This window comes from Salinisphaera sp. SWV1 (genome assembly GCF_052044155.1).
Lineage (GTDB): Bacteria > Pseudomonadota > Gammaproteobacteria > Nevskiales > Salinisphaeraceae > Salinisphaera.
In genome coordinates, this window is record NZ_JBQDYE010000046.1 from 1 (window position 1) to 26,666 (window position 26,666).

Consider the following 26,666-nt stretch of genomic DNA (forward strand, 5'->3'; position numbering starts at 1 on the left):
AAGCCAGGTTCGACGAGTGCGCGCGAGCGCGCTCGAACCGGGTCGCGTAGCGACACGGGCCCGAAGGGCGAGACGCGCCAGCGTCGAGTCATCCTGCCGGGCGCACCAGGCATAGAAAACCCGCCAGATGTGCGGGTTTTTTTTATGCTTAAACGAAGCCCATTCGAACCTGCGACAGACAACAAGCCAGGTTCGACGGCCTCGCAGCGCGAGGCCGAACGGGGGCGCCTGGCGCCGACACCAACGCTGGCCGGCCTGGCCGCCGTCCGCGCGCGTCGGCTGTGCTCGCTCGGTCATCCGCTGCACGCACACATTGCAACGTTTTTGCGACCGTGGCATTGCGGCGGGCATGTGTTATCGGCTGCAAGCCATGCCGGGTGAGGGCCGAGGCCCATCGCCCCGATAGGCGCAAGCGCACGGCGATCACGAAAGCCCTGTGTCCGCCAAAAGATACACGTGGTATTGCCCGGCGCTGTGCAATGCAGTTCTTTTGCGTCATGCAACGTTGCACGGGGTTCATTTATGCAACATGCGGCGATATCTTCTGCGGCTGGGGGAAATGATTGGAGCAGGTATTGGCGGATATTGCGGCCCAGCTGGCTGCCGGCGAACGACTGAAACAGCTTCGCCGGAGTCGCGGTTTGTCGATCCGGGAGGTGGCGCGTCGCAGCGGCATCAGCCATGTATCCATATCGCTCATCGAACGGGGGCGGCACAGTCCGTCGATCAGCTTGCTCAAGTCCGTGCTCGATGCGCTCGAAACGACGTTGAGCGCATTCTTTTCCGACCCGCTGCCGGCTTGTGCGCCGGTGATCTATCGTGCCGATGAGCTGGTCGAGCTGGCGGACGGTCAGCGGCTGTCCTATCGCCAGGTGGGGCGAAATCTTGCCGGCTTCGCCATGATGATACTGCACGAACGCTATGCCCCCGGGGCGGATACTGGCGAATCGCTTTACGGTCACGGCTACGATGAAAGGCGCAGTTCTGAAGAGGGCGGTGTGGTGGTCATGGGCCGGCTCGAACTGACGGTCGACGACCAGATCACCGTGCTCGAGCCCGGGGACGCCTATTACTTCGACAGCCGGCGCCCCCATCGGATGCGCAATCCGTTTGCCGAGCCGTGCGTGGTCGTCAGTGCGGCGACTCCGCCGACGTTCTAGGCGCGGTGTTGGCGCCCGCAATCGGCCAGGCAAGTCGAGCAATGCCGCATGGCGGCCCCGAGCCGTGTCAGTCAAGCCCTGTAGCGCCGGATGGCGCGTCGGCCGTGTTCCCGCCGTCGGGTGTTGTCACTCGGTGATGACGCGGGCTGCGGTGCGGATCGTTGTCTGGTGTTCCGCGGCCGCGTTGCGGCCGATTCGGGATGCACAGAGCACAGAGATGCGCGTATTGTCGGACAGGTTATTCCGGCTGCGCGGCCCCGGGCGATCCTCGTGAATCGCTGCGGGCATGCGCGCCCCGAACATGGATGTGTCGCTGATGGAAGGTACGCCCCGTCTTGATGTCGCCCTGGCCCAGTTGCGCCCGGTGGTCGGTGAGCCCGATACCAACCTGGCGACCGTCGAAGCCGTGCTGGCCGAGTACGAGCAAGCGGACTTGATGGTGTGGCCGGAGTTGTTTCTCTGCGGCTATACCACCATGCAGGCCGAGGCATTGGCCGAAACGCTGGAGGGGACGCGGGTCGGGCGGTTGCGCGCGGCCGCGAAACGACACGCCACGGCGATCGTAATGGGCCTGGCCGAGCGATGCGCGGATGGCGGCATTGCCAATAGTGCGCTGGCGATCGATCGCGACGGGCGGATCGCCGGTTGTTATCGCAAGATTCAGTTGTTCGGCGACGAGGCCGAAGCCTTCACGCCGGGCAATGCGCTGCAAATCGTCGACCTGGCCGGCGCGCGCGTCGGCCTGATGATTTGTTTCGATATCGAGTTCCCCGAGATCGGCCGGGCGCTTGCGGTCGGCGGTGCCGAGCTGTTGGTGAGCGTGTCCGCCAACATGCGGCCCTTCGGCCCCGATCACCGGCTGTGCGTGCAGGCCCGGGCGCTGGAAAATCGGCGCCCGCATGTCTACGTCAATCAGGTTGGCCGGGGCGAGACGTTTCTGTTTACCGGCGAAAGCTGTCATGCGGATACCGCGGGCCGGGTGCGTGCGGCCTGCCCGCCACATACAGGCCGGGTCGTGCTGGCCAATGTATCGTTGGAAGTGGAAACCGAGACGCGCCCGGATTACCTTGCCCTGCGCCGTCCGGTGCCGCCGGTGGGCTATTGACCCGGCACAAAAACAGATGATTTTTCGGGTTGATAGCGCGCGTATGCGGCCGCATGCTCGCCGCGGCCATCGGCCGCTAAGACTTTGAAAATAAAAGACGGAAAGGCGCCGGCTTTTATTTTTGCAGACGTTGAAAACAGCTGATGAATTCAGCTGTGTTGATGCCGGATTAACAGGGCCGATCCCAGGCCCTAGAATAGCTCGGCCTGGCGCGGCGCCTGGGCCCGCGCGGGATCGTGCCGGCGGGCCAGCCAGGCCATGATCACGTCGCAGATGTAGCGCCGCTCGGCGTCGCTCAGGAGCCGATGCGGCGCAATCCCGTGCCATTTCGCCAGACAATGCCGGCAGCATGTGGCGGTCGCATGCTGGGCGACGAAGACCGGGTGGTTGCGCATGGGCGTCTGTTTGCCGTCGTTGGCCGGCTCGGCCGGCGCCAGCCGTTCGTCGACGAAGCGGGCGGCATGGGCGCGGATGACATCGAGGCCGTGCCGGTCGAGATCGGCCTGCTCGCGCGGCCCCAGTTCGAAACGCGACCGAAAGCGCGATCGGGCCAGGGCGGCGAAAAGCGAGTCCAGAGAGCGCATGGGGCGTTGTTCCGGGTGTTTTGCTGTATTCAAAGCCTGGGCGCCAGGAAGCCTATTGGCATGGGCTCCGGGCGTAACGCGCGCCACGACGGCCGTTCGCGGATTGCGTCATGCCGCGGGGCAGGGGTAGGCCGCCCGCCGGTATGACGCACGTTGCCGGGTACGAAAACCCGCTCGAAACCCATGCCGTGAACCAGCGTTGCAGGGCGCTAGCCTGGTTCGAGTGCGCGCACGCGCCCCACGATACGCCGATGTGTCGGCAGGTCCATATCCAGTGCCGCCGCCTGATGCAGCAGCCAGCCATTGATGGCATCGATTTCGGTGCTTGCGCCCGCCTGGACATCCGCTCGCATCGACGAGGTGTTGGCGGCGGTGGCGCGGACCACGGCCGCGACGGCGGCATGGGAGTCGCCCGGCCAGCGCGGGTCCAGCCGGGCCAGCAGGGCGTCGGCCTCGTCGATCAGCGCCCGCATATCGGCCTGCAGATCGGTGCGTTCGAGCAAGGCGCCGTTGGGTACGTCATGAATCGCGGTGAGCGGATTGAGCGCGGCGTTGACCACCAGTTTTCGCCATTGCACGGGCCGGATGTCGTCGGCCCAGTACAGCCGCGGCCAGTGTGCGGCGAGTGGGCCGAACCAGGGCGGCCGGTTGCCGCCGCCAAACGTCGTCGTATTTTCGGCAACCACGCGCAGCGTGGCCTCGTCGGCGGCCATGACCGCGCTGGCGGTGACGCCCTCGATCAAGCGTTGCCCGGGCGCGAGCCGGCCGTCCAGGCTGCCGATCCCGTTCTGCAGGCGGATGACCTCGGCGTTCTCGACAAGGTTCACGCGTGCCAGCGCGGCAGCGGCATAGGGCGTCTTCGACGCGATCAGCAGACGCGAAACGGGGCCGCAGTCGGCGGGCGGCCGCACGTCGAGTGCAATATCCCGGGTCGTGGCGTCGGCGAAGGCCAGCCGCACCCGGCGCCGGTGCGCCTCGCCCGGCCGAACGACCGTGACCTTCGCCCCGGCGGATTGGAGATAAAACGCCGCCAACGTGCCGATACGGCCCGCGCCCACCACGTGCCATCGGGCGTATTCGTCGGGCAGCAATGTCGCGGTGGGATCGGTCACGGGGCGAGTCGGATGTTGCTTGCGTTGCCGGGGATGATACCCGGCCTGGCCGCAGCGGCTTGCCGGCCCCCGGCATGGGCCGTGGGTCGAAACAGCTGGGGCATTGTGTCCGCCAATGCACGCGAATGAGCGCAAACAACAGGCAGGATTAAGTCCGTGCCGCTTCCGGTGCGCGGGCAATGGCGTCGTGCCCGGCAAGCCCGCCCGCGCCACGAGGCCGGCCCGCCAGGGGATGCGGGGTGCCCGCCCGCACGGAACCGCCGGCGATCGCAGGGCGCCGAACGCCATAGATCGCCGGGGCCGGGGCCGGGGCCGGGTGCAGGGCGGGCTATGCCAGCACGCCCTGGTCACGCGCCATCGCCATCGCGGCCCGCGGGCCGGTCCACAGCGAAGGCAGCAATACCAGCGAGACCGGGATGGCGGTGATCACGATGAACTGCTGCAGCGCACTGATCTGGCCATGGCCCATGGCCAGCAGCACGGCCGCCATCGCCGCCATGAGAATGCCCCAGAACGCCCGCAGACCGGCGGGCGGGTTCTCGTCCCCGGTATGCACTACGGCGATTGCGTAGCTCATCGAATCGCCGGTGGTGGCGACGAAGATCGAGGTGAGCAACAGAATCGCCAGCGCCATCACGAGCCCGCCCGGCAGCGACTGCGCCACGGTGAGCGTTGCCACATCGAACTTGAACGCTGACAGCGGCTGGGTGAGATCGAACGCACCGGTCATTTGTCCGTGGATGCCCGAGCCACCGAGCAGGGTGAACCAGATCGTGGTGGCGATTGGCGCGAGCACGGCGACCGACACGATCATCTGGCGCAACGTCCGCCCGCGCGAGATACGCGCCACGAAAATCGCCATCAGCGGGCCGTAGCCGATGAACCAGGCGAAGAAGAAGATGGTCCACCATTTCAGCCAGCCGGCGGGCGCGGTCAGCGGTGTCTGGGTCGCCATGGTGAAAAAGGCGCTGATGTAGGTGCCCATCGCCTCCGTCCAGGCGTTGATCAGAAAGCTGGTAGCGCCGAACACGATGATCACCGCAGCGATGACCAGCGCGAGAATGACGTTGAAGCGGCTCAACCACTGGATGCCGCGCGCCAGCCCGGTGACGGCCGAGGTGACATACACCAGACCCAGCACGGCCACGATCGTCAGCTGCGTCGCGAGGCCGGATGGCGTGCCGATCAGCACATGCAGGCCATAGCCGACCTGGGTGGCCAGAAAGCCGATCGGGCCGACCGTGCCGGCCACGACCGAGATCACGCAGACCGCGTCCACCACGCTGCCCAGCGGGCCGGCGATTACCCGCGGGCCGAACACGCCCGACAGCAGGGCCCGCGGGCGCAGCGGCTGGCCCTGGTCGTAGTGAGCACGGGCCAGGACCACCGCGGTGAGTGCGCCGAGGATGGCCCAGGCCAGAAAGCCCCAGTGCATGAACGCCTGCGCCAACGCGGTCGGCACGGCTGCGGCGGTGCCGGCGTTGGTGTCGAACGCGGGTGGCGTGTTGAGAAAATGATAAACCGGCTCGCCGGCGGCGAAGAACACGCCACCGCCCGCCAGCAGTGTGCACATGATGATGGACAGCCACTGGAAGGTGGTGAACTCGGGTTCTTCCACACGGCCGATGCGCGCACGCCCGGCCGGGCTGGCGGCGATGCCCAGCGCGATGAAGAAAGTCGCCAGGAGCAGCCATTCGAAGTAGGCGCCGAGCGTCTTTGCGGTCCAGGTGAAGCCGGCGCTGATCGCGGCCGATACGCCGGAAAGATCGAATAGCGAAGCAACGAGAAACACAGCGACGAAGCCAACCGACAGACTCAGCGTGAGCCGGTCCATACGGCCGCCGGGGCGGTCATGGGTCATGGAGAATACCGGGTAAAACCGCCCATGGTGCCCGTTCTCGTGATGCGGCGCATGTTTTGCGGCGCGAACACTTGTGGCGAGCGCGCTTATCATCAATGCTCGTGCGCGAATTATTTCGGAGTGTCCTCGATGAGCGCGGATCTGCTTGAACGTCAACTCGCCAGCCTGCTGGATACCCGCGACTGGCTGACCAACGCGGCCCAGACGGTGGCGTTCATCCGTCAGCAGTTCGCCGACCTGAACTGGGTCGGCTTCTACCTCCAGCGTAGCGAGCGCATGCTTGTGCTCGGGCCGTTCCAGGGCCTGCCGGCGTGCAGCCCGATTCCTTTCGACCGCGGCGTGTGTGGCCGCGCCGCCCGGACCCGCGTGACGCAGCGCGTGGATGACGTGCACGCCTTTCCCGGACACATTGCCTGCGACGTCGCTTCGCGTTCCGAGCTTGTGGTGCCGATTGTGGTCGGCGACGGGTTGTGGGGCGTGCTGGATATCGACAGCCCGCGCAGGCAACGGTTCGATGCCGCCGACCAGGCCGCTATCGAGAACCTCTGCCGCCGTTTCGTGGCCGCAAGCGATCTTGCCTGATCATGCCCGCCCCACCGGTTGGCGGTTAGTGGCCGCCGCGGGGCTGGCGGGCCTTGCCAGGTTGACGGTGTCACTGAACAGTCGAGACCCCAATGGGTATTCGTCGTTACCACAAGTTTGCGGTCGCATCCGCCACGGTCGCGTTGACGGCTGTGCCGCTGGTGGCCGGAGCCGCGCCATCGGGTCTGACCGCGCAGCAGTTCGTCACCAAGGCAGCGGCCACCAACAAGCTTGAGATCAAGCTCGGCAAGCTCGCGCAGCGCAAGAGCGAGACCCCGGATGTTCTCTCGTTCGCCAAAAAGATGGTGTCGGATCACACCACGCTCGAGCACAGGCTTGCCCGCGCGGCCGAGTCGGAGCATCTGAGGCTGCCGGACGGCCTGCCGCCGAAGTTGCAGCACAAATACCAGCAACTCGGCCAGCTTTCGGGCCGCCAGTTCAACAAGGCTTATGCCTGCTTCAACGTGAAAGGGCACGAGCAGGCCGTGGCGTTATTCAAAAACGAAAAGCGCAGCGACAACAATGCCGCGATCAGCAAACTGGCGGCCGGTGGCCTGCCGGTGATCCCGCATCATCTGTCCATGGCCAAGCACATGCAACGGGCTGTAACGACCAAATCCTGATCGTCGGTTTCGGTTTCGGTTTCGGTTGTCGGGCGGGTCCGCCGTCGTCGCGGTCCCATGCCCATGCGGCGGGTGGTCCGGCTCGGTATCGGGGCAGCGGAGGGATGCCTCCGCTGCCCATCCTGATCTCAGGCCCTAGATCTCGCGCCGGACCTGCCCATAGGCGAGCAGCGAGAACAGCACGGTGCCGCCCAGAACGTTGCCCAGCAGTGCCGGGGCGACAAAGCCCCACAGCCCGTCGACCACGCTCAGATGGCCGGCCAGGATCAGCAGCCACACCTCCATCGAGCCGACCACCACGTGGGCGAAGCCGCCGAGCGCGATGACATAGGTTGGCAGCATGATCACCCAGATCTCGAAGCCGCGGGCGTTGGGCAGCATCCACACCATGGCGGCTACGAAAAAGCCGGCCGGAATCGCGCGTAGCATGTTGCCAATCCAGTCGTTGCCCAGCACCCCCTGGGCGGCGACCTCGTTGAAGGCATGCAACTGGTTCGGCGCATCGACGCCGGCCATATTCACGAACACGGCCGCGATGAATGTCCCCGCCATGTTGGCAACGAAGACCACGCTCCATAGCCGTGACGTGCAGTACAAGGCGCGCCAGGACGGCCTGGCCATCAGCGGTAGCACCACCGTGATCGTGTTTTCCGTGAACAGCTGCATGCGGCCGAGCACCACCAGCACGAAGCCCACGCAATAGCCGATATCGGCGATGGGTGCGCGCCAGGGCGTGTCCGGCAGTTCCATATGCAGCAGGCCCTTGGCCACGACCGAGCTCGCCAGGGCGATCCCGGCGGCCACGCCAGACCACCACAGCGAGCCCAGTGGCCGCGCCATTTCCTGCTCGCCGTCGTAGCGCACGGCCTGGTAGACCGCCCGGGCAGACAGCCGGGTCTCGACGTTTCTTTGGTCGGACATGAGAAGGATGAGGGATAATCAATCGATGCCCTAGATTAGAGCCTGCGGTCGTTTCATACGAGACCGTGTCGCTATCCTGGACAGAGCAAGGCCCCGAACGACGACGGCCAACTCGGAATCGCCCGTGCTCCAGTCGGTCGGATTAGCCGCAGGCGTCATCCGACAGAACGCAGCCCGGTGGCCAATGGGCGCGCCGATTGTCGGGTCGTCGGGCGCTATCGGTGGACGCATGGCGTGCCGCACGCGCCATCACCGGCCCCGGTCTATATCGGCTCGCGCCGCGGCTGTTGCTGCGTGATGCAATGCACGCCGCCGCCGCGGGCGAATATCGCGCGGGCGTCCACGCCCACGACACGCCGGCCCGGGTAGAGCTCGGCCAGAATCGCGGCCGCCTCGGCATCCGCCGGGTCGTTGAAGGTGGGCACGATCACGGCGCCGTTGATCGGCAGATGATTGATGTAGCTGTAATCGACGAAACCATGCGCATCGCACAGCGTTTCCGGCGCCGGCAGCCGGGCGATTCGCCAGGCCTTGCCGTCGGCCGTCGTGGCCCAGGCGAGTACGTCCATCGCCTGGCGGCAAATGGCATGATCCGGATGCGAGGCGTCGCGCTGGTCGTGCACGACCACGCAGTCCGGCGAGACGAGCGCTGCGACGATATCCACATGCCCGAAGGTGCCGAACTGTTCGGCATCGCGATGCAGGCCGCGCGGCAGCCAGATCGGGTTGTCGGCCCCCAGCGTGCGCGCCATTTCAGCTTCCACCCGGGCCCGCGAGATGCCCGGGTTGCGGCGCGGATCGCGCTGGACGCTATCGGTGAGCAGTACCGTGCCGGCCCCATCCACGGCGATGCCGCCGCCTTCGTTGACCAGCCGCGAGTCGATGCGACGCGCGCCGGCGAGTTCGGCGATGGCCGCCGCCACCCGGTCGTCCTTGCCCCAGTGCGCCCAATCGCGTTCGCCCCAGCCATTGAAGCGCCAGTTCACCGCACCCAGCGCGCCGTCGTCGTCGAGCACGAAGCTCGGCCCGATGTCGCGCAGCCAGGCATCGTCCAGCGGCACCGTGACACGTTCGATCGCGGCCGATACATAACGCGGTGCGACTGTTTCATCGGCCGGGTCCACCAGCAGGGTGACGGGCTGGAATTCGGCGATGGCGTGGGCCACTGTGCACCAGGCGCGACGGGCCTCGTCCAGCGCCTCGGCGCTTTCGCCCGCCGTGGGCCCGGCCGGCGGGAAGCCCATCCACACCCGTTCCTGGGCCACGGTTTCGGCCGGCATGCGCCAGCCGGTCATCACATCGCTCATTTGAGATGGCTCTGGTCGGCGCCGCCCAGCGGCCGGTCAGGGTCGACCGGCGCCGTGAGCGCGCCATAAGTATCCGGCCGCCGCGTGGCCAGAAACGGGAATAACGTCAGCCAGTCGCGGCGTTGGTCCAGATCCAGATCGGCGACCAGAATCGCCTCGGCATCGCGCGGTGCGGCCGCCAGCACCCGGCCGTACGGATCGGAGATGAACGAGCTGCCGTAGAAGGTGATGCGGCCTTCATTCCCGATGCGGTTGGGCGCGATCATGAACGTGCCGGAGGCGATGCCGTTGCCCACGATCACGTGGCGCCACAGCGGCTGGGTGTCGAAATCCGGGAAATCCGGCTCCGAACCGATCGCCGAGGGGTAGGCCAGAATCTCGGCGCCGCCAAGCGAGTACGCCCGCGCGACTTCCGGGAACCACTCATCCCAGCAGGTCGGCAGGCCGATGGCCGCATCGCCGAGTGCCGCGTGGCGATACACCGGGTACGGATTGTCCGCCGGGCCTTCGCGGAAGTAGGTGTTCTCGAAATAGCCTTCGGTGACCGGAATATGCAGCTTGTGGGTGGCGCCAATCAGCTCGCCCTCGGGCGAGACCAGAATCGCCGTGTTCAGCCCCAGTCCATCGGCGCCGTCGTCGCGCTGGTAGAGCGAGGCATGCACGGCGATGCCGTAGCGCCTGGCCGCCGCGCGGGCGAAAGCCATCGTCGGCCCGGTCTCCAGGTCCTCCGCGCCGTCGGCGGCGGTGCCGGTCGCGCGTTGATCGGCCGGGTAGCGCAGCAGCGTGATTTCGGGCAGGAAAACCGCCTTCGCGCCGGCCTCGGCCGCGCGGCCGATGGCTTCGTCCAGATGCTGGATCAGCGCCTCGCGGTCGGGCTGCCAGGCGTGCTGAATGAGCGCCACGCGCAGCGGCGCGCGATGCGACGGTTCCGCCCGGGCCAGTGAGGCGGGCGGGTTGTTGTTTTCGATCAGTTGCATGGATTGCTCCCGGCGGGCGGGCCGCCGAATTGCTGAATCAGGGCACGGCGCAGCAGGCCGCGCGCCTCCTCGGTGGCAAGACGGCCGGTCAGCCAACGCTGGGACAAGCCATCCACCAGCGCGGTGGCGATCACGGCCTGGGCTTCGGCGGCTTCGCGATCGCATGGCGCGCCCTCGGGCGCGGTTTGCTCCAGTTCGTCGGCGATGCGCTGTTGCCAGTCGGCCGTGGTGGCGCGCAGGGGCGCGGCCAGGGTGTCGTCGAACACGGCCGAGGCGTTGATCTCGTGCCAGGCGGCGGCGTGGTCGCGTACGTCCGGCTCGTCCGCGATTTCGTCGACGAGATTGTCGATGAGCGCATCGCGCCCACTCACGCTCGCCTGGTTACGCCCGGCCGCGGCGGTGTCGTTCACATGAGCCAGCGTGGCCGCCAGCAGGCCGTCGCGATCGGCGAAATGATAATAGAGCAGGCCGGACGACACGCCCGCCTCGCGGCCCACATCCGCCATGCGCAGCCCGCGCACACCGCGCCGCGCCACGCAGCGCACGGCGGCCGCCACGATGCGGGTGCGGGTTTCGTCGCTGTCGTTCTTGCGGGCCATGACTCGTCGAATCTGCGGTTGCTCGAGCCGAGAGCGGCTCACTTACAGACTCGATTATTATCCTGACTGAATATTCAGTCAAATTATTTTCGAGGCTATCATTCGACCCGGGTGATCGGTGTAGGATGAAGCCAATCATTCAGGCTGCGGCTTTTGTGCGCAGCGCCCAACGGGATTTATTGATGGCCAGGAACACAATCGCCGATGTGCTTGCCGACCTGCTCATCCAGGCTGGCGTACAGAATGTCTGGGGCTTGCCGGGCGATTCGCTCAACGGCTTCACCGAAGCGCTGCGCCAGCGCGAGGCGATCCGCTGGATCGGTGTACGCCACGAGGAAGTCGCGGCCCTCGCCGCCGCCGGCGAGGGCGATGCCCACGGCGGGCTGGCGGTGTGCGCCGGCTCCTGCGGGCCGGGCAACCTGCATCTCATCAACGGCCTGTTCGAAGCCCAGCGCGCCCATGTGCCGATGCTCGCCATTGCCGCCCAGATCCCGTCCTCCGAAATCGGGCTCGGTTACTTCCAGGAGACCCACCCGCAGAATCTTTTCCGCGAATGCAGCGACTACTGCGAACTGGTCTCCAACCCGGCCCAGATACCGCAGGTGCTGGAAGCGGCGATGAACAGCGCGATCGTGAATCGCTCCGTATCGGTGATCGTGCTGCCGGGCGACGTGGCCTTGTCCGAGGCGCCCCCGCATTCCCTGCGCTGGCAGCCGCCCGTGCGCCCGACCGTGGTGCCCCCGGTCGAGGCGCTGGACGTGCTGGCCGGGCACATCAATGACGCGACGAAGATCACCATCCTCGGCGGCTATGGCTGCGAGGGCTATCACAGCGACGTGCTGGCGCTGGCCGAACGCCTCAAGGCGCCGATCGTGCACGCGCTGCGCGGCAAGCAATCGCTGGAATACGATAACCCCTATGACGTCGGCATGACCGGGCTGATCGGTTTCTCCTCCGGCTACCACGCCATGCGCGAATGCGATCTGCTCATCATGCTGGGCACGAACTTCCCGTATCGCGAGTTCTTCCCCGAACACGGCAATATCGTGCAGATCGATATCCGCGGCGCGCACCTCGGCCGGCGCTCGCCGCTCACCATGGGTCTGGTCGGCGATATCGGCCCCACGCTGGCCGCGCTCATTCCCAAGCTCGAGGACAACGCCAGCACCAAGTTCCTGGACGCCTGCCAGTCGCACTACAAGAAAGCCCGCGAGAATCTCGACGACCTGGCCACGCCGCGCGAGGGCGACGCGCCGCTGCACCCGCAATACCTCACCGCCCGTGTCTCCGCACTCGCGCACGACGATGCCGTATTCACCGCCGACGTCGGCACGCCCACCGTCTGGGCTGCCCGCTATATCCGCATGACCCGCGAACGCCGGCTCACCGGCAGCTTCATGCACGGCTCCATGGCCGTAGCCGTGCCTGCCGCCCTCGGCTGGCAGGTCGCCTACCCGGAGCGTCAGGTCGTGGCCCTGGCCGGCGACGGCGGCGTCACCATGCTCATGGGCGATCTGATCACGCTCGCCGCCGAAAAACTGCCGGTGAAGGTCATCGTCTACAACAACGAGACCCTTGGCTTCGTCGCCATGGAAATGAAGGCGGCCGGTTATGTCGATTCCACCACCAACATCCCGCGGGTGGACTTCGCCAAGCTCGCTGAATCGCTGGGTATCCGCGGCATCCAGGTCACCGCCTCCGCCGACCTCGACGAAGCGCTCAAGCAGGCCTTCGAGCACGACGGCCCGGTGGTGGTCGACGTACGTACCGCCAAACAGGAACTGTCCATGCCGCCGAAGATCGAGGCCAAGCAGGCGCGCGGGTTCTCGCTGTACATGCTGCGGGCGGTGATGAGCGGGCGCGGGGATGAAGTCGTGGATCTGGGCAAGACGAACTGGTGGGGGCGGTAATCGCGGCGCTCAGCCCAAAGACGGTGGTTCCGGCATCGCAATGGCTTAACAACGCGCGATTTCGTGCCTCGCATTGCCGAATGGCGTCGTTTTACTGTTTCGGAAAATTCAGTTTTCACAAGACGATAGAACGCCATACGCTCTACCGGGTTGCGATTGGCTTCACGGCCCAACTAAATCGCGATAACGTCGATCCATGCCAAGGCGAGGGGGCGCCGATGGAAACTCGACTGCATCTCAAGCCCGGCCAGAACGGGACCAAGCAATGGGTCCAGAAGTACGGCGAGCGGCTGGTTTGTGTGCGATACCGCTACGACAGCGATACCGGGCAACGCCACAAAACCGTCGAACTGATCGAGGAAACGGTGCCGTGGCGGCCGGCGAATAGCCGCGAACAGCATCTAATGCAACGGGCGGCCGACGAGCCCGTCCTTCTGAGAATCGAATACGAGGAGCGCGAACTCCGTGAGCAAGTAAGACGAGCCGGTGGCCGCTGGCAACCGGCCGAGCGCGCCTGGGTTGTGGCTTATGGCGTGGCCGCCGGCCTCAATCTGCTGGACCGAATCGTTGGAGATATATAGATATGGATGGCGGTATATATAGTATTAGATATATTTCGCCTACTTGGTGTTATGCGCCAGCGATATAGCTTTTAGAACCTTATGGCAACGAACGACTCAGAAACAGAAAATCGCGTCTCCGGGTTTCGTAGACTTGTGGACGCCGGGGCGGAAATATCTGGCGGGGCAATTGGTAGTGCCCTTGGATTTATAGCCGGTGGACCAGGAGGCGCGGCCACTGGAGGTGCTGGCGGCGCTGCTGCTGCCGCAGCATTGAAATATATTGGCGGTGAGATTTCAGAACGAGTCCTTAGCCAGAGAGAGCGGGTTCGAGTCGGGGGCGTTTTAGCGTTAGTAGCGTCGGACATCCACGCACGCATCGAAGCAGGTGAGACTATCAGGAACGATGGTTTCTTTGAGCCGAACTCCAATGGGAGAAGCGACGCCGATGAAGTAGCTGAAAGCGTGCTTCTCAAGGCGCAACGGGAAGCTGAAGAAGACAAGCTGCCGTATATGGCACATTTGCTTTCAAGCATTGCGTTTGATTCTTCCTTAAATACTTATTTAGCCCATCAACTGATAAAAGCTGCCGAGCAGCTTACGTTTCGCCAGCTTTGCTTATTGCGAATTGGCGCGATGCAAAACCAATTTCCTCTCCGATCGTCGGACTATAATGGCCACAATGCTTTTACACGAGATGTGCTCCAAGTCGTGTATGAATGTTACGACTTATATGCGCAAGGTTTTGTTTCTTTCGGCGGTACAGCAGCGTTAGGCCCTATTGATGTCAACCCAGGCGGTATGGAGCCGCAAGGTATAGGCGCGGAGTTGCATAACCTAATGCGGCTATGGGAGATCCCTATGAGTCGTCTGCAGCCAATCGCTCAAAAGTTAAAATGATATGCATAACAAGTCGCTGCAGTTGACCGCCCAAAGCGCTGCCGCGCTTCGGGTTCCCTCCGCGGCCTTCGGCCGCTCCGGCGTCAACTAAGCTTCGGCGTTATACCTATTGAATAGACACTGGGGGAGGAGATGCAATTTATCCATCATGACCTAGGCAGTCGAAGTAAAGGTGAAATTGTCGAAGTAACCTTACGAGGCAACTCTGCGAACGTACGTCTTTTAGATAGCGCCAACTTTTCGAATTACCGAAATGGCCGGCGGCACCATTTCCATGGCGGGCGCGCAACGAAGTCTCCAGTCCGTATAGGAATACCGCGGAGCGGGCGGTGGCATCTTGTTGTGGACATGCAAGGGCTTGGGGGAAAAACGAACGCGTCCGTTCGGGTATTACCTAGTCCATTACCCGAAATTAAAGAACGCCCATTGTCTTCGGTGCCAAGTCTGGTGCACAACGCCCCGCCGGATGAGGGGTCTTATCCGGTAGACACGAAAGAACATGATGTATTTATCTCTCATGCATCTGACGATAAAGATGAAATAGTCCGTCCCTTGGCTAATGCTCTTCGAGACGAGGGGCTGTCAGTTTGGTATGATGAATTTGAACTACGCATTGGAGACAGCCTTAGGCGAAAGATCGATCAAGGCTTAGCGCAAAGTAAAGTCGGACTAGTGGTTTTTTCTAAATCTTTTTTCGGAAAAGGTTGGACAAACTACGAGCTAGATGGAATCGTTACTCGGACTGTATCGGGAGAGCAAGTATTGCTGCCAATTTGGCACAACGTGACGAAAAAAGAGGTCATGGATTTCAGTCCATCGCTTGCAGATAAAGTTGCGCGAAGTACAGCTACTCATACTGTCGAGGAAATAGCTAAAGAAATAGCAGAACTAATCCGAGGTAGCTGAGTTTGTATAACGAATCGCGGCAGGTGACCGCCCAAAGCACTGCCGCGCTTCGGTCGGTAACTGAGCTTCGGCGTTGGGTAAAAAAAAGGGAAGTAAATTGGCAATTCAAAATTTTGGGCAGTTCTGGCGTACCGACGAAGTGGGATGGTTCCCGGGCACCGGCAATAAAGACTCTTTTAGACTATTGGGCCGCCAAGGCAAAAATCGTCCGACTATAAGGCTCGCGGATTTCAGGTACCAACAAGGGATATATATTCTCTATAGCAATCACGGCCCCTATTACACTGGGCTAACCACTGAACAGGGTTTGGGCAAACGCCTTCAGGATCATTTAAGTGATGCTCACGCCGATAAGTGGGATCGTTTTTCGTGGTTTGGCTTTAAGTCGGTTTTAACGAGAGCGGGAAATAGGGGACAGACCACGTTTATCTGATAGATCAGAAACCCTCGCCGTGCCGGTATTGTTCGCCTGAGACGATGATTTGCAAAACCTTTCGCAAACTCTGAAGGGGGATGGGCCGTGGTCCGGCAGGAGGTCCTGTCTAAGCATTGCCGGCTACCTCGAAGACGATATACCGCGCGTTGTCATACATCGCCTGTCGATCCGAGCCGCACCGGATCAACGCGTTCTATAGCTGGCGTCAGTCGCCGAAGCGATTCTGTAATCGGCGTCGGTTCGGACTGACGCGCCCGGCGTCGAGTGGGCGCTCGGTGTTGGGCTGTATTCTGCCCGTGTTGCCGTCGAGCCGATAGCTTCCACGCGAGCGGTATTCGTGGCCATAGTGTCGGCCGGAGCCGGCGCCTCGGCGGCGCTCGCGACGGCGATAACGACGATATTTGCCGCGGTCATGCTGGCGCGGCTGGATGGCGTGGGGATGGCTCGCCTGGCGTTCCGGCACGTAAATGCTGCCGTTCATCGAGCCGTTCGGGCCGGAGGAAATAAAGGGGTCAGACAGGAATGGCGCTACGAATGGCGCTAAGTTAAGAGGTGGATTCAAGTCCCAACCGCACCGGAGAATGGAGGCCGGCATGAGATATTGTTCCGTGCGGGCGCAGCAAGACCGGATCTGACGCCGATCGCATGTGCGCGATGCGTGACAATGTCGCCGTTCGCCCGTTGGATACTGCGCAAGACTAGCTGTTCGAATCCATTGGTAATGCGCAAATGCCGGCTGTCTGACTGAGGCCTTCACCGGCACTGCTCGGGACCCTCTCTGGATTGGAAAACACTCGGACGTGGTGTGGTGGAAATCGAAGCGACCGGTTCGGCGACCGGGAAACCGAGAGAGATCGACCGGCTCGTCGGGGACGATGGCGCTATTCCGCCGCTACACGAAGAGCAAGCGTCGCAAAAAGCCAACCGATCTCGGCTGGCCATGGGGGCTGTCCGGCAGCACGCCCCATCGACAGGTCTTGCCGTCAGGGGGCGGGCAGGTGTGCGGCGGGCCCGCTGTTCCCGGACAGCGGGCTGGCATCGTTTTTCAGCCTCACGCCGGTCAGGCGTTTGTCGCGCGCGGCGGTGATCAGATAAAGCAGGTTGTGTGCGGCAGCGGCAATGCTGAGCCCGTCCGGGCGAACGTTGCTGATGCAGTTGCGTTCGGAGTCCATGCGGCCGTGTTTCGGCGCCCAGGTCAGGTAAATCCCCAAGCTGTCGGGTGAGCTGAGCCCGGGGCGCTCTCCGATCAGCATGACGAGGAGTTCGGCGTTGAGCGCTGCGCCGACCTGATCGCCCAGTGCGACGCGCGCCTGTTCGGCAATCACAACCGGAGCGATGTTCAGGCCTTGTTGCCGGAGTGTTGGCACCACCACAGCGAGCAGGTCGGCGGCGTGGTGTTCGACGGCCAGCGCGGATAGACCGTCGCCGACCACGAAGGCGACGTCGGCACGTGCGCCGACGGATGAGGTCCGGGTACTGTGCAGGGCTGTGCGGTCATTTTCATTCAGTTGCCGGCCAAGATCGGGGCGCTGAAGATAAACGGCGCGGTCCGTTGCCCGGCTGTGGACCCGGTGAAACGGCAGGCCCAGTTCGGCGATTCGGGCACAAAGTGCTTCGGCATGCAGTGGACGGTGCACGGCGTCGCGTGCGCGCGCATGCGCCAAGCGGAATTCCAGTACTGCATCGGTGGGCAGGCTGCCGCCGGCGTGCCCCAGAGCGATGCGCGCATCGGTGAACTGCTTTAGAAAAACCCAGGGGTCGCGCCGAGCGGTTATCGGTTGATTTGTCATGCCGTTGCTCATTCGCTGGCGGTCATCGGATGACTCAGCATGGGATGGGCCTGTGCGACGTGGCGAAGTCGTTGTGCGGGGTCGAATATCTCCATGGTATCGAGCCATTGCGCGAACTCGGGTGCCGGCGGCTTGTTCAGCAACTGGCGCAGGTAAAGCGCGTCCTGAAAGGTCGTGCTCTGGTAGTTGAGCATGATGTCGTCGGCACCTGGAATACCCATGATGTAAGTGCAGCCGGCGGTGCCGAGCAGGGTCAGCAGGCCGTCCATGTCGTCCTGGTCCGCCTCGGCGTGGTTGGTGTAGCAGACGTCACAGCCCATGGGCAGTCCGAGCAACTTGCCGCAGAAGTGGTCTTCCAGTCCGGCGCGGGTGATCTGCTTGCCGTCGTACAGGTACTCTGGCCCGATGAAGCCGACCACGGTGTTTACCAGCAGCGGCTCAAACTTGCGAGCCACGGCATAGGCTCGTGCTTCGCAGGTCTGCTGATCCACGTCGTGGTGCGCGTCGGCGGACAACGCACTGCCCTGGCCGGTCTCGAAGTACATGAGGTTGTCGCCCACCGTGCCGCGGTTGAGTGAGCGGCCGGCTTCCAGCGCTTCTTGCAGAATGCCGAGGGTGATGCCGAAGCCCGCGTTGGCGGCCTCGGTGCCGGCGATGGACTGGAACACCAGATCGATCGGCACGCCCTGCTCGATCGCCTGGATTTGCGTCGTGACATGGGTCAACACGCAGGATTGGGTGGGAATGGCGTAACGCTCGCGAATATCGTCGATCAATTGCAGCAACCGCGTCATCGTGGGCAGGTGGTCGCTGGCGGGGTTGATGCCGATGACCGCGTCACCACTGCCGTTGAGCAGGCCGTCGAGGGTGCTTGCCGCCACGCCGCGCGCATCGTCGGTCGGATGATTCGGCTGAAGACGGGTGGATAACCGCCCCGACAGCCCGATGGTATTGCGAAAGCGAGTGATCACCTCGCACTTGTTGGCGACCAGGATCAGATCCTGCAGCCCCATGATCTTGGAGACTGCGGCAACCATTTCCGGGGTCAGGCCCGGGGCCAATGCGCGCAGCGCCGGGGCGTCGACTTCGTAGGACAGCAGCCAGTTGCGAAACGCCCCGACCGTCAAGTGGCTGACCGGCGCGAAGGCCGCCGTGTCATGCTCGTCCATGATCAGTCGGGTGACTTCGTCTTTCTCGTAAGGGATCAGCGCCTCATTGAGAAAAGCCTTGAGCGGAACCTCGCTCAAGGCCAGTTGTGCGGCCACCCGCTCGACAGCCGATTCGGCCGCCAAACCTGACAGTATATCCCCGGAACGGGCCGGCGAGGCTTTCGCCATGAGGCAGCGAAGATCCTCGAAGCGATACGCGACCCCGTCGATCACATGTCTGTAAGCCATGGCGTCAGTCCACGTCTCCACGAGCCAGGGCCGCTTCCATGGCCGGGACCTCCGGGGATACCTCGAGGCCCTGACCCTGACGCTGGCGCCGGGTCGCCAGGTAATAGACCAGCGCGACAGCGAACAGCACGAGGAATATAGCCGCGATGGCCAGGTTGTAATACACCATGGCAGCCAGGCTCAGGATGCCGAGGCCGAGAGCGACCGCGGGGAAGATCGGGTAGAACGGCACTTTGTATGGACGATGCAGTTCCGGCGCCTTCACCCGCAGGACGAACAGACTGATCATGCTCACGATGTACATGACCACCGCGCCGATGGCGGCCATGGTGATCAACTGATTGGTCTTGCCTGAAAATAGGGCAATGATGCCGATAGCCCCGCCGGTGATCAGTGCCCAGTGCGGCGTCTGGTATTTCGGATGAATCCGGGCCAGCGCCTTCGGCAGATAGCCGGCGCGTGCCAGGGCGAACATCTGGCGCGAGTAGCCGATGATGATGCCGTGGAACGAGGCGATCAGGCCGAACAAGCCGATGCCGACCAGCATATGGACCCAGCCGCTGTCCTTGCCGACCGCCATCGCCATGGCCTCGGGCAGCGGATAGTCCTTGTCGCTCAGTTGATGCCAGTCGCCCACGCCGCCGGCAATGAACATGACCCCGAGCGCGAGCGCAACCAGAGTGGCGATGGCCGCGATGAAGCCGCGCGGAATGGTGCGTTTCGGTTCGCGGGCCTCTTCGGCGGCCATGGCCACGCCTTCAATGGCGAGGTAGAACCAGATGGCAAACGGAATGGCCGCGAAAATGCCGCCGATGCCGTTCGGCATCGGATCCCTCATGAAGTTATCAGCGGAAAAATGCGGACCCACCACGCCCATGAAGATCATGAGCTCGCAGATCGCCACGATGGTCACGAACAGTTCGAAGATGGCAGCTTGCTTCACGCCCAACAGGTTGATGCCCACGAAAACGAGATATGCGCCAATGGCGACGGTCATTACCGGAATCTGCGGAAACAGGAAATGGACGTAGCCGCCCAGGGCATAGGCGATGGCCGGCGGCGCGAAGACAAATTCAACCAGCGTGGCGTAACCGGCGATCAGGCCGCCGAACGGCCCCAGGGCCCGGTGCGCAAAGGCAAACGGGCCGCCCGCGTGTGGAATCGCTGTACTCAGCTCGGCAAAGCTGAACACGAAGGTGGTGTACAGCGCCGTGATCAACAGGGTGGCGATCAGAAAGCCGATCGTGCCGGCTTCGCCCCAGCCGTAGTTCCAGCCAAAATATTCGCCGGAAATGACCAGCCCGACCCCAATGCCCCAAAGGTGCCAGGACCCCAATGCTCGGCGCAGACCAGGTCCGGATTCTGTAGTCATAGCTCACGCTCGCAGATGCAGAAGATGTCGTGTCGGGTTGGCTTGACGAGCAGAACGCCCGTACCGCGTTGGTAAAATAAGCAAACGCCATGCCATTGGTGCGTTAGCCAATGAAAATAAAGCAAAAAAAATGTTGCACGCCTGATGCATAGCCGGGTATGGGTTGGTTTATGCTTCCGTTCGGTGCGTGCTGAATGGCAGGGCACCAAGCCGGTGCGAAGCGCGTGGCCATAGGCAAAGTGGGCGTTCGCGATTGCCGAGCTGTTCGCAGCCCGGTCGGCAAGCCCACAGCCGATAGGTCCGGACGGTAGAAACGGCGATCGCGGCGCGGCCGGATCAGGGGCGGCAACGACCCATAGCCGGCCGTGCGTGTCCATAGGCGCCGCCGCTCTGCGGGACGATGGCCCCGAAGCATCGGGTCTACCGGCTACCGCCGCGCTCGGATCCGGCGGCGTGCGATGACGTTTGAGCGGCCTATCGTGTAAGCCGAGGCCGGCCTGAGCTCATCGCCTGCCTGGGCGTGGCCGCCGGTTTTGCCGTTGGGTGAGTTGGGCGGGCGGTTGGCATCGTTGTGGTTCGCGTCGAGCGGCGGGTGTACGCTTGCCGCGCGAAATCGGCCAACGTTCGAGGATGCCGTGAAAGACGTGATCATGCGTGTCTACGATGTCGCCATCGATGTGGTGGTCATCGGCCTGGTATTGGTCATGCTGGTGACATTGGGGTTTGCCTTTTTCGATGTGACGGCGGGGCTGTTCCGGCTGTTGCCGACCATGAAGACAGCCGAGCTCGATGCCGCCGACTTTCGCGATCTGGTATCGAGCGTGCTCGACGTATTCGTGATCATCGAGCTGTTCAGTACATTCGTTCAGTATGTGAAGGTGCGGCGCATTCGACTGTCGATGTTGATCGACGTAACGGCCGTGTTCATTTTGCGCGATATGCTCGTTACGCTGTACGGCAAGACCTTCGATACTTCGCATCTGCTGGTACTCGCCCTGTTGCTCATCGTGCTGGTCATTGCCCGCAGCATTACCGGGTTCTTCCCGCCCAGGCCGCGCGATCATTCCTGAGCGGATTGCCGGCGCTTCGGCGGCGATGCAGCGTTGCCGAAGGCTGAGGGTCTTTTGCCATTCATGCCGGCTGTCGGCCCATCCGGGCCGGACGATTGCAATGCCGTGATCACCGTCGCGCCCCGGTCGGCGCGCAATCGGCCCTGTTCATCAGTATGCGAGCGCTCGGGGTCACGTGGATCGGCGTCTGCGCGGATTGTCGCGGCTGTCGTGCAAAAGGCGAAGAGCGTGGTTCATCGTTCGCTTCGGACGAGGCGGAGCACGGGCGCGCGTCGTTGCTGGGTGGCCGATGCGTGAGCTCGCCTTGGGCCGGGCTTCGGTGTGCTCGCGCGTGATGGCGGTGCGTGCGATGGGGGCCGCGCGGTTGCCGGCGAATGCGGCGCGCCTGCGTTCAAGCTCGGCCCGCATCGGCCGATAATCCCGGAACGGACCGCGTCATCCGGAATTCCTGACGGGGCGCGACGCCGGCCTGAGAAAGGGGCGGGGGATGGAGCGACAACATACATGGGGCACGGGCCGCTCCCCGCGGCGGCTTTTTCTGGGTCTGCTCGGCCTGTTCGTGTTGGCCGAGTGCGGCGTCTGGCAGTTACTGCGGCCGGCGCGCGGTTGGCCGTGGGCGCTGATCCGGAATATCGACGTTCAAAATCGACATGCAATTGCGATCGTGTTGCTGGGCGTCACGTTCATCACCGCGCTGGTGGTGCTTGTGCAATGTATCGCTCGACCATTGCGCCAGCTGGCTGATCATGTGGCTGAGGTAAGTGAACGCTCGCTCGCGGATGCGCCGCAAATCCCATGCGAGCGCCGCAGCGACATCGAAGGGATTCGAGCCAGTATCGATCGCCTCGTCGCGACGCTGGAGCAGCATCACGAGGACCTTTTGCAGCAAACGCTCAACGATCCGTTGACCGGGCTTGGCAACCGCCGCCTGCTCGAGCAACGTCTCGAAACGCTGTTGCCACTGGGTCACCGGCTTCACGCCTCGATTTCGGCAATGATGATCGATGTCGACCATTTCAAAGCGTATAACGACTATTATGGTCACCCGGCCGGCGATGCGTGCCTGATCGAAATCGCCAATGTTCTGCGCGATACCTTTCGCCGCGATACCGATGTGATTATCCGCTTCGGTGGTGAAGAGTTTCTGGTCGTGCTGGTGAACGTCAGTGGCGAGGATGCGGTCGGCTTGGCCGAAGCCATGCGCTCGATGTTGCAACTCGTGGGCCTGCCGCACGAAAAATCCGAGACGGCCGCAACGGTGACCGTCAGTATCGGCGTAGCCACAGCGGCTTCCGGTCTGGTGATGGGGCTGGATACGCTGATCGCCTGTGCCGATGAGTGCCTATATCACTGCAAGGCCGAGGGTCGTAATCGAAGTATGCATCGATTCGTCGACGATGCGCGCGCCATGGGCGATTCGATCGACCTGGTGCGCGGCCGGACGGAAAAACTGTTCCGGGTGTCGGCTTGAGCGCGACATCCCGGGGCCGAGCTCGTGGCTATGCATGGCCATGCATTGAGGTTGCTCGCGAGAGCGTCCGTTTTTCGATGGGCATCCCGGGTTTGGCCCATACGGGCCGGACGATCAGAATGATGTAATGACCGTCGCGCCCACGCCGGCAAAGTCGTTCATGTTCATCAGCGCGTCGCAGGCGTCTTCCAGCGCAATCCGCTGACCGATGATCCGGCCCGGCGCGAGCTTGCCGCGGCCTACCATGTCGAGCATGGCGCTGTAACGATGTGCCTGCATGCCATGACTGCCAAGCAGCTCGATTTCCTGCGCCACGATTCTGTCCATGGGGACGGGCGGTCGACTGTGTTCGCCCAGCATCAGTCCAATCTGGACGTGCCGGCCGCGGCGGCGAAGGCTCATGATGGAATTGAAGCAAGTGGCCGGATGCCCGAGGGCGTCGAGCGAGACATGAGCGCCGCCCTGCGTGATCCCGGTGATCGCGTCGACCACGTCAACGCATTCGCTGGCGTTGATGGTTGCTACGGCGCCGAGGGATCGGGCGAGCTCCAGCTTGTCGTCGGCGATATCCACGGCAACAACGTTCGCGCCGAGCGCGTTGGCGATCATGAGCGCGGACAGGCCGACGCCGCCGCAGCCATGCACGGTGACCCATTGGCCGCCGGATACGCGGCCCTGATCGACCACGGCACGAAAGGCCGTGGCGAAGCGGCATCCGAGGCTGGCTGCCGTGGCGAAGTCCATGTCGTCGGGGAGGGCGACCAGGTTGAGATCGGCGTGGTGGAGGCTGGTGTATTCGGCGTATGAGCCCCAGTGGGTGAAGCCCGGCTGGAATTGATCATGGCAGACTTGTTGCTGGCCCGCCCGGCACTCGTCGCAGGCCCCGCAGCCGCCCACGAAAGGGACGGTGATCCGGTCGCCGGCCTGCCAGCGTGACACGTCCTTGCCCATGGCCACGACCGTGCCGGCCAGCTCGTGGCCCGGGACATGGGGCAGCGTGATGTCGGGGTCGTGGCCCATCCAGGCGTGCCAGTCGCTGCGGCAGAGCCCGGAGGCCTCAACCTGGACAACCACGCCATGCGGCTCGGGCTCCGGGGTCGGCACCTGCTGAATCTGCGGCGGCGCCTGGAACGATTCGAATACGACGGCTTTCATGACAGGGGGTCCAGCTTGGGGCGCTTGCCCGAGCGATGATACGCGTGGCGGGCGGCCGGCGCTTCGAGAGCCGGGCCGCGCGATGCGCGGCGCGCGAGCGTGTTCTTACGGTTTCGTAAAGTTGCGGCAAACGCCCCGCAAGCCCGGGCCTGCGAGTCTGTAGATCACCCGCAGGGCGGGTTTCGGGCCCACGACGAGTCCCGAGGATTGTTATGTTCTTCAGGAGAAAACGATGCGTTTTAAAGCTTTTACGATTGCAATGACCGCGCTGGCCGTCGTCGGCGGCATTTCGACTGCCGCCTACGCAGGCACCGGCACGCCGGATGGCGCCAAGTTAACCATGCAGCAAGCCCGGTCCGAGGCGCTGAACCAGGTGCATGGAACGATCAAGAGCGCCGAGCTGGAAAAGGAAGGCGGCGGTTCGGGCTTGCGTTACTCGTTCGATGTACAGACCAGGCACGGGATTCGCGAGGTCGGCATCGATGCCGTTTCCGGCAAGGTGCTCGAAAACAGTAGCGAAAGTGCGCATACCGAGGCACAGGAGGCCCGGAGCGAGCACGAGCAGTCGTCGAATTCGCACGCCGGCGAAACCGAAGACCACGATCAGGACCGAAACGGCGCAGACGATTAGGATAGGGCCAGCGGTCGGCAGGCGGGCGTGCCCCGTCTGCCGCCCTCAATCCGACGGAAAACGAGTAGGCCACGGCGTGCGCAAGATTCTGCTGATTGAAGATGATCCGGAGACCGCCGACTATGTAGCGCGCGGTTTGCGCGAACTGGGGCACACCGTCGATATCGCGCGCGATGGCGCCGAAGGCCTGTTTTTCGCGACGGAAGAAAGCGGCTATGCGTTGCTGATTGTGGATCGCATGCTGCCCCGGCTGGATGGTCTGGCCATCGTGAAAACCATGCGCGATGCGGGTTTGAAGACGCCAGTGCTGTTTCTGACCACGATGGGCGGTATTGATGATCGAGTCGAGGGGCTGGAGGCCGGCGGCGACGATTACCTCACCAAGCCCTTTGCCTTTGCTGAATTGGCCGCGCGGGTACAGGCGCTGGCTCGGCGCCCACCTTTGCAGACCGAGGCAACGATACTGCAGGTTGCCGATCTGACCATGGATATCGTCAAAAGACGCGTGTGGCGGGGCAACCAGCCCATCGAGCTTCAGCCGCGGGAGTTCCGCCTGCTCGAATATCTCATGCGCCACGCCGGCGAGGTGGTCACTCGAACCATGCTGCTCGAACACGTGTGGGACTTCCACTTCGAGCCCAGGACGAGCGTTGTCGAAACGCATATCAGCCGCCTGCGCGCCAAGATCGATCGCGGTTTTGAAACACCCTTGCTGCACACGGTGCGGGGCGCCGGTTACTCGATCCATGCCGCTGCCTAACCTGTTTCGCAGCCGGGCTTTCCGTAACGGCCTGGCCTACGCCGGGTTGTTCACCTTCAGCGCCGTCATCCTGTTTGCCGTGGTGTATTGGCAGACGGCGGGCTACATGAAAAGCCAGATACACGCGACCATCGCCCACGAAACACATAGCCTGACCCGGGAATACGACGCCGGTGGGCTGGCCGAGCTGAAAAACGCGATCAACGATCGTCTCGAATCGGGGAACAGCGACAATCATTATGTTCTGGTCGCGCACGGGGCGCGCCTTGCCGGCGATCTTCCCGCAACAGCGGCGGCTGTCGGCTGGTCTGACGCGTATCGCCCGATCCATAACGTTTCCGCCGCCCGCGACCGGCCGGACAGCGGGCGTGTGCCCATCATTCGCCATGGCACCCGGCTGCCCGATGGGGCCGTCCTGGTGGTGGCTCGGGATGCCCGGCAATTGGCCGCACTACGGGCGCGCCTGGTGTATGCCGTGCTCTGGGGGTTGCTTGTCGTGTTGCTGCTCGGCGCCGCCGGCGGGGCGCTGATGGGGCGGGCGGCGCTGCGCCGCGTCGAGAATATCAATCGGGTCGCAAGCCGGATCAGCGACGGCGATCTGTCGCAACGCGTGCCCGACAGTGGGCGCGGCGACGAATTCGACCATCTGGCACGGCATCTCAACCGGATGCTCGATCAGATCGAACGCCTGATGCACAGCATGCGCCAGGTGAGCAGCGATATCGCGCATGACCTGCGCACGCCGCTCGGCCGGTTGCGTCAGGGGCTGGATACGGCCCGCGTGCAGGCCCATTCGGTGGATGATTACCAGCGCGCCGTCGATCGGGCCATTGTGCAAACCGATCAGATTCTCGAGACGTTTTCCGCGTTGCTGCGTATTGCGCAGATCGAGTCCGGCAGCCGGCGCGCACGCTTCACGCGTTTTGACCTGTCGGCGCTGGCGGATACGCTCGCAGAGACCTACACCGTGGTGGCCGAAGAGACGGGCCATGTCCTTGCCGCCGAAATCGAGCCGGCTGTGGCCGTCCGCGGCGACCGCGAACTGGTGACACAAGCGCTGGCGAATCTGATCGAAAACGCGATCACGCATACGCCGCCCGGCTCCCATATCGATATCCGGCTGCGAACGAGCCAGGGCAGTGCTGTGGTCTGTATTGCCGACAACGGGCCCGGTATTCCTTCCGAGGCCATCGATAAGGTGACACAGCGGTTCTACCGGCTCGAAGCGAGCCGTACCACACCCGGCAGTGGTCTGGGTTTGAGTATGGCCGCGGCGGTGGTCGATCTCCACGATGCCGTCCTGAGACTCGAGGATAATGCGCCGGGGTTGATTGTCTCGTTCCGTCTGCCGTTGGCGGATTATTAATCCGGCATCAAAACAGCTGACTTCATCAGCTGTTTTTAAGGCGCTGCTGAAAAACCCGACAAATCTCGGGACAATAGTCAGCAGTGGAGAGTGAATAGGAGCCGAACCGAT

The 26,666-nt window shown here is 63.5% G+C and carries 27 protein-coding genes; 15 read left to right on the forward strand and 12 right to left on the reverse strand.

Annotation, left to right across the window (positions count from 1 at the left end):
• The 3 genes from ACS8YF_RS17120 to ACS8YF_RS17130 form a co-directional block, all read left to right on the forward strand.
• Positions 1-381: hypothetical protein (locus ACS8YF_RS17120; RefSeq protein WP_440851352.1), on the forward strand; the 381-nt coding region annotated here is incomplete at its 5' end.
• A 182-nt stretch (positions 382-563) separates the two neighbouring features.
• Positions 564-1,160, forward strand: a complete 597-nt coding sequence (locus ACS8YF_RS17125) for a cupin domain-containing protein (protein WP_440851353.1) — start codon at positions 564-566, stop codon at positions 1,158-1,160.
• Between the two features lie 286 nt (positions 1,161-1,446).
• On the forward strand, positions 1,447-2,265 hold the full coding sequence (locus tag ACS8YF_RS17130) for a carbon-nitrogen hydrolase family protein (RefSeq protein WP_440851354.1): 819 nt from the start codon (positions 1,447-1,449) through the stop codon (positions 2,263-2,265).
• A gap of 191 nt (positions 2,266-2,456) precedes the next feature.
• On the opposite strand, the gene ACS8YF_RS17135 is transcribed toward ACS8YF_RS17130, so the two are convergent.
• The 3 genes from ACS8YF_RS17135 to ACS8YF_RS17145 form a co-directional block, all read right to left on the reverse strand.
• On the reverse strand, positions 2,457-2,849 hold the full coding sequence (locus tag ACS8YF_RS17135; RefSeq protein ID WP_440851355.1) for a DUF4186 domain-containing protein: 393 nt from the start codon (positions 2,847-2,849) through the stop codon (positions 2,457-2,459).
• 209 nt (positions 2,850-3,058) lie between these two features.
• Entirely contained in the window at positions 3,059-3,961 is a 903-nt protein-coding gene (locus tag ACS8YF_RS17140) for a ketopantoate reductase family protein (RefSeq protein WP_440851356.1), read from the reverse strand.
• 328 nt (positions 3,962-4,289) lie between these two features.
• Positions 4,290-5,822, reverse strand: coding sequence for a BCCT family transporter (locus tag ACS8YF_RS17145; protein ID WP_440851357.1), 1,533 nt, complete (start codon positions 5,820-5,822; stop codon positions 4,290-4,292).
• A gap of 129 nt (positions 5,823-5,951) precedes the next feature.
• Between ACS8YF_RS17145 and ACS8YF_RS17150 the strand changes: the two genes are divergently transcribed.
• Both ACS8YF_RS17150 and ACS8YF_RS17155 read left to right on the forward strand, forming a co-directional pair.
• On the forward strand, positions 5,952-6,404 hold the full coding sequence (locus tag ACS8YF_RS17150; protein WP_440851358.1) for a GAF domain-containing protein: 453 nt from the start codon (positions 5,952-5,954) through the stop codon (positions 6,402-6,404).
• Between the two features lie 92 nt (positions 6,405-6,496).
• On the forward strand, positions 6,497-7,027 hold the full coding sequence (locus tag ACS8YF_RS17155) for a DUF4142 domain-containing protein (RefSeq protein WP_440851359.1): 531 nt from the start codon (positions 6,497-6,499) through the stop codon (positions 7,025-7,027).
• Positions 7,028-7,162: 135 nt separating this feature from the next.
• On the opposite strand, the gene ACS8YF_RS17160 is transcribed toward ACS8YF_RS17155, so the two are convergent.
• The 4 genes from ACS8YF_RS17160 to ACS8YF_RS17175 all read right to left on the reverse strand — a co-directional run bounded on the left by ACS8YF_RS17160 (position 7,163) and on the right by ACS8YF_RS17175 (position 10,873).
• Positions 7,163-7,948 (reverse strand): formate/nitrite transporter family protein, encoded by a 786-nt coding sequence (locus ACS8YF_RS17160; RefSeq protein ID WP_440851360.1) that lies wholly within the window; start codon positions 7,946-7,948, stop codon positions 7,163-7,165.
• A 263-nt stretch (positions 7,949-8,211) separates the two neighbouring features.
• Positions 8,212-9,255 carry an agmatine deiminase family protein gene (locus ACS8YF_RS17165; protein WP_440851361.1) on the reverse strand — a complete coding sequence of 348 codons (1,044 nt, stop codon included), beginning with the start codon at positions 9,253-9,255 and terminating at the stop codon, positions 8,212-8,214.
• Positions 9,252-10,232, reverse strand: a complete 981-nt coding sequence (locus tag ACS8YF_RS17170) for a nitrilase-related carbon-nitrogen hydrolase (RefSeq protein WP_440851362.1) — start codon at positions 10,230-10,232, stop codon at positions 9,252-9,254. Before ACS8YF_RS17170 ends, ACS8YF_RS17165 begins: the two co-directional genes overlap by 4 nt.
• On the reverse strand, positions 10,223-10,873 hold the full coding sequence (locus ACS8YF_RS17175) for a TetR/AcrR family transcriptional regulator (RefSeq protein WP_440851363.1): 651 nt from the start codon (positions 10,871-10,873) through the stop codon (positions 10,223-10,225). The genes ACS8YF_RS17170 and ACS8YF_RS17175 overlap by 10 nt, the downstream gene beginning before the upstream one ends.
• A gap of 140 nt (positions 10,874-11,013) precedes the next feature.
• Here ACS8YF_RS17175 and poxB point away from each other — a divergent pair, with 140 nt between their 5' ends.
• The 5 genes from poxB to ACS8YF_RS17200 all read left to right on the forward strand — a co-directional run bounded on the left by poxB (position 11,014) and on the right by ACS8YF_RS17200 (position 15,540).
• The gene (gene poxB / locus ACS8YF_RS17180; protein WP_440851364.1) at positions 11,014-12,741 is read left to right on the forward strand and encodes a ubiquinone-dependent pyruvate dehydrogenase; all 1,728 of its coding nucleotides are present in this window, start codon (positions 11,014-11,016) and stop codon (positions 12,739-12,741) included.
• Positions 12,729-13,322 carry a hypothetical protein gene (locus ACS8YF_RS17185; RefSeq protein ID WP_440851365.1) on the forward strand — a complete coding sequence of 198 codons (594 nt, stop codon included), beginning with the start codon at positions 12,729-12,731 and terminating at the stop codon, positions 13,320-13,322. Before poxB ends, ACS8YF_RS17185 begins: the two co-directional genes overlap by 13 nt.
• Before the next feature lie 81 nt (positions 13,323-13,403).
• Positions 13,404-14,201, forward strand: a complete 798-nt coding sequence (locus ACS8YF_RS17190) for a hypothetical protein (RefSeq protein WP_440851366.1) — start codon at positions 13,404-13,406, stop codon at positions 14,199-14,201.
• Between the two features lie 132 nt (positions 14,202-14,333).
• Positions 14,334-15,107 (forward strand): DUF1883 domain-containing protein, encoded by a 774-nt coding sequence (locus tag ACS8YF_RS17195; RefSeq protein WP_440851367.1) that lies wholly within the window; start codon positions 14,334-14,336, stop codon positions 15,105-15,107.
• A 139-nt stretch (positions 15,108-15,246) separates the two neighbouring features.
• On the forward strand, positions 15,247-15,540 hold the full coding sequence (locus tag ACS8YF_RS17200) for a GIY-YIG nuclease family protein (RefSeq protein WP_440851378.1): 294 nt from the start codon (positions 15,247-15,249) through the stop codon (positions 15,538-15,540).
• 208 nt (positions 15,541-15,748) lie between these two features.
• On the opposite strand, the gene ACS8YF_RS17205 is transcribed toward ACS8YF_RS17200, so the two are convergent.
• The 4 genes from ACS8YF_RS17205 to eat form a co-directional block, all read right to left on the reverse strand.
• Positions 15,749-16,024 carry a hypothetical protein gene (locus ACS8YF_RS17205; protein WP_440851368.1) on the reverse strand — a complete coding sequence of 92 codons (276 nt, stop codon included), beginning with the start codon at positions 16,022-16,024 and terminating at the stop codon, positions 15,749-15,751.
• Positions 16,025-16,526: 502 nt separating this feature from the next.
• Positions 16,527-17,345 (reverse strand): ethanolamine ammonia-lyase subunit EutC, encoded by an 819-nt coding sequence (gene eutC / locus ACS8YF_RS17210; RefSeq protein WP_440851369.1) that lies wholly within the window; start codon positions 17,343-17,345, stop codon positions 16,527-16,529.
• A complete protein-coding gene (locus ACS8YF_RS17215) occupies positions 17,342-18,730 on the reverse strand; it encodes an ethanolamine ammonia-lyase subunit EutB (RefSeq protein WP_440851370.1) in 1,389 nt (462 codons plus the stop codon). Before ACS8YF_RS17215 ends, eutC begins: the two co-directional genes overlap by 4 nt.
• A gap of 4 nt (positions 18,731-18,734) precedes the next feature.
• Positions 18,735-20,102, reverse strand: a complete 1,368-nt coding sequence (eat, locus tag ACS8YF_RS17220; protein ID WP_440851371.1) for an ethanolamine permease — start codon at positions 20,100-20,102, stop codon at positions 18,735-18,737.
• A 635-nt stretch (positions 20,103-20,737) separates the two neighbouring features.
• Here eat and ACS8YF_RS17225 point away from each other — a divergent pair.
• Both ACS8YF_RS17225 and ACS8YF_RS17230 read left to right on the forward strand, forming a co-directional pair.
• Positions 20,738-21,172: a phosphate-starvation-inducible PsiE family protein gene (locus ACS8YF_RS17225; RefSeq protein ID WP_440851372.1), complete on the forward strand. Its 435-nt coding sequence runs from the start codon at positions 20,738-20,740 to the stop codon at positions 21,170-21,172.
• A gap of 562 nt (positions 21,173-21,734) precedes the next feature.
• On the forward strand, positions 21,735-22,643 hold the full coding sequence (locus ACS8YF_RS17230; protein WP_440851373.1) for a diguanylate cyclase: 909 nt from the start codon (positions 21,735-21,737) through the stop codon (positions 22,641-22,643).
• A 114-nt stretch (positions 22,644-22,757) separates the two neighbouring features.
• Here ACS8YF_RS17230 and ACS8YF_RS17235 read toward each other — a convergent pair whose 3' ends face one another.
• A complete protein-coding gene (locus ACS8YF_RS17235; protein WP_440851374.1) occupies positions 22,758-23,798 on the reverse strand; it encodes a zinc-dependent alcohol dehydrogenase family protein in 1,041 nt (346 codons plus the stop codon).
• A gap of 259 nt (positions 23,799-24,057) precedes the next feature.
• On the opposite strand from ACS8YF_RS17235, the gene ACS8YF_RS17240 reads away from it, so the two are divergent.
• The 3 genes from ACS8YF_RS17240 (at position 24,058) to ACS8YF_RS17250 (ending at position 26,555) form a co-directional block, all read left to right on the forward strand.
• Entirely contained in the window at positions 24,058-24,429 is a 372-nt protein-coding gene (locus ACS8YF_RS17240) for a PepSY domain-containing protein (protein WP_440851375.1), read from the forward strand.
• Positions 24,430-24,505: 76 nt separating this feature from the next.
• Positions 24,506-25,189: a winged helix-turn-helix domain-containing protein gene (locus tag ACS8YF_RS17245; RefSeq protein ID WP_440851376.1), complete on the forward strand. Its 684-nt coding sequence runs from the start codon at positions 24,506-24,508 to the stop codon at positions 25,187-25,189.
• On the forward strand, positions 25,176-26,555 hold the full coding sequence (locus ACS8YF_RS17250) for a sensor histidine kinase (RefSeq protein WP_440851377.1): 1,380 nt from the start codon (positions 25,176-25,178) through the stop codon (positions 26,553-26,555). The genes ACS8YF_RS17245 and ACS8YF_RS17250 overlap by 14 nt, the downstream gene beginning before the upstream one ends.
• Positions 26,556-26,666: the final 111 nt, after the last annotated feature.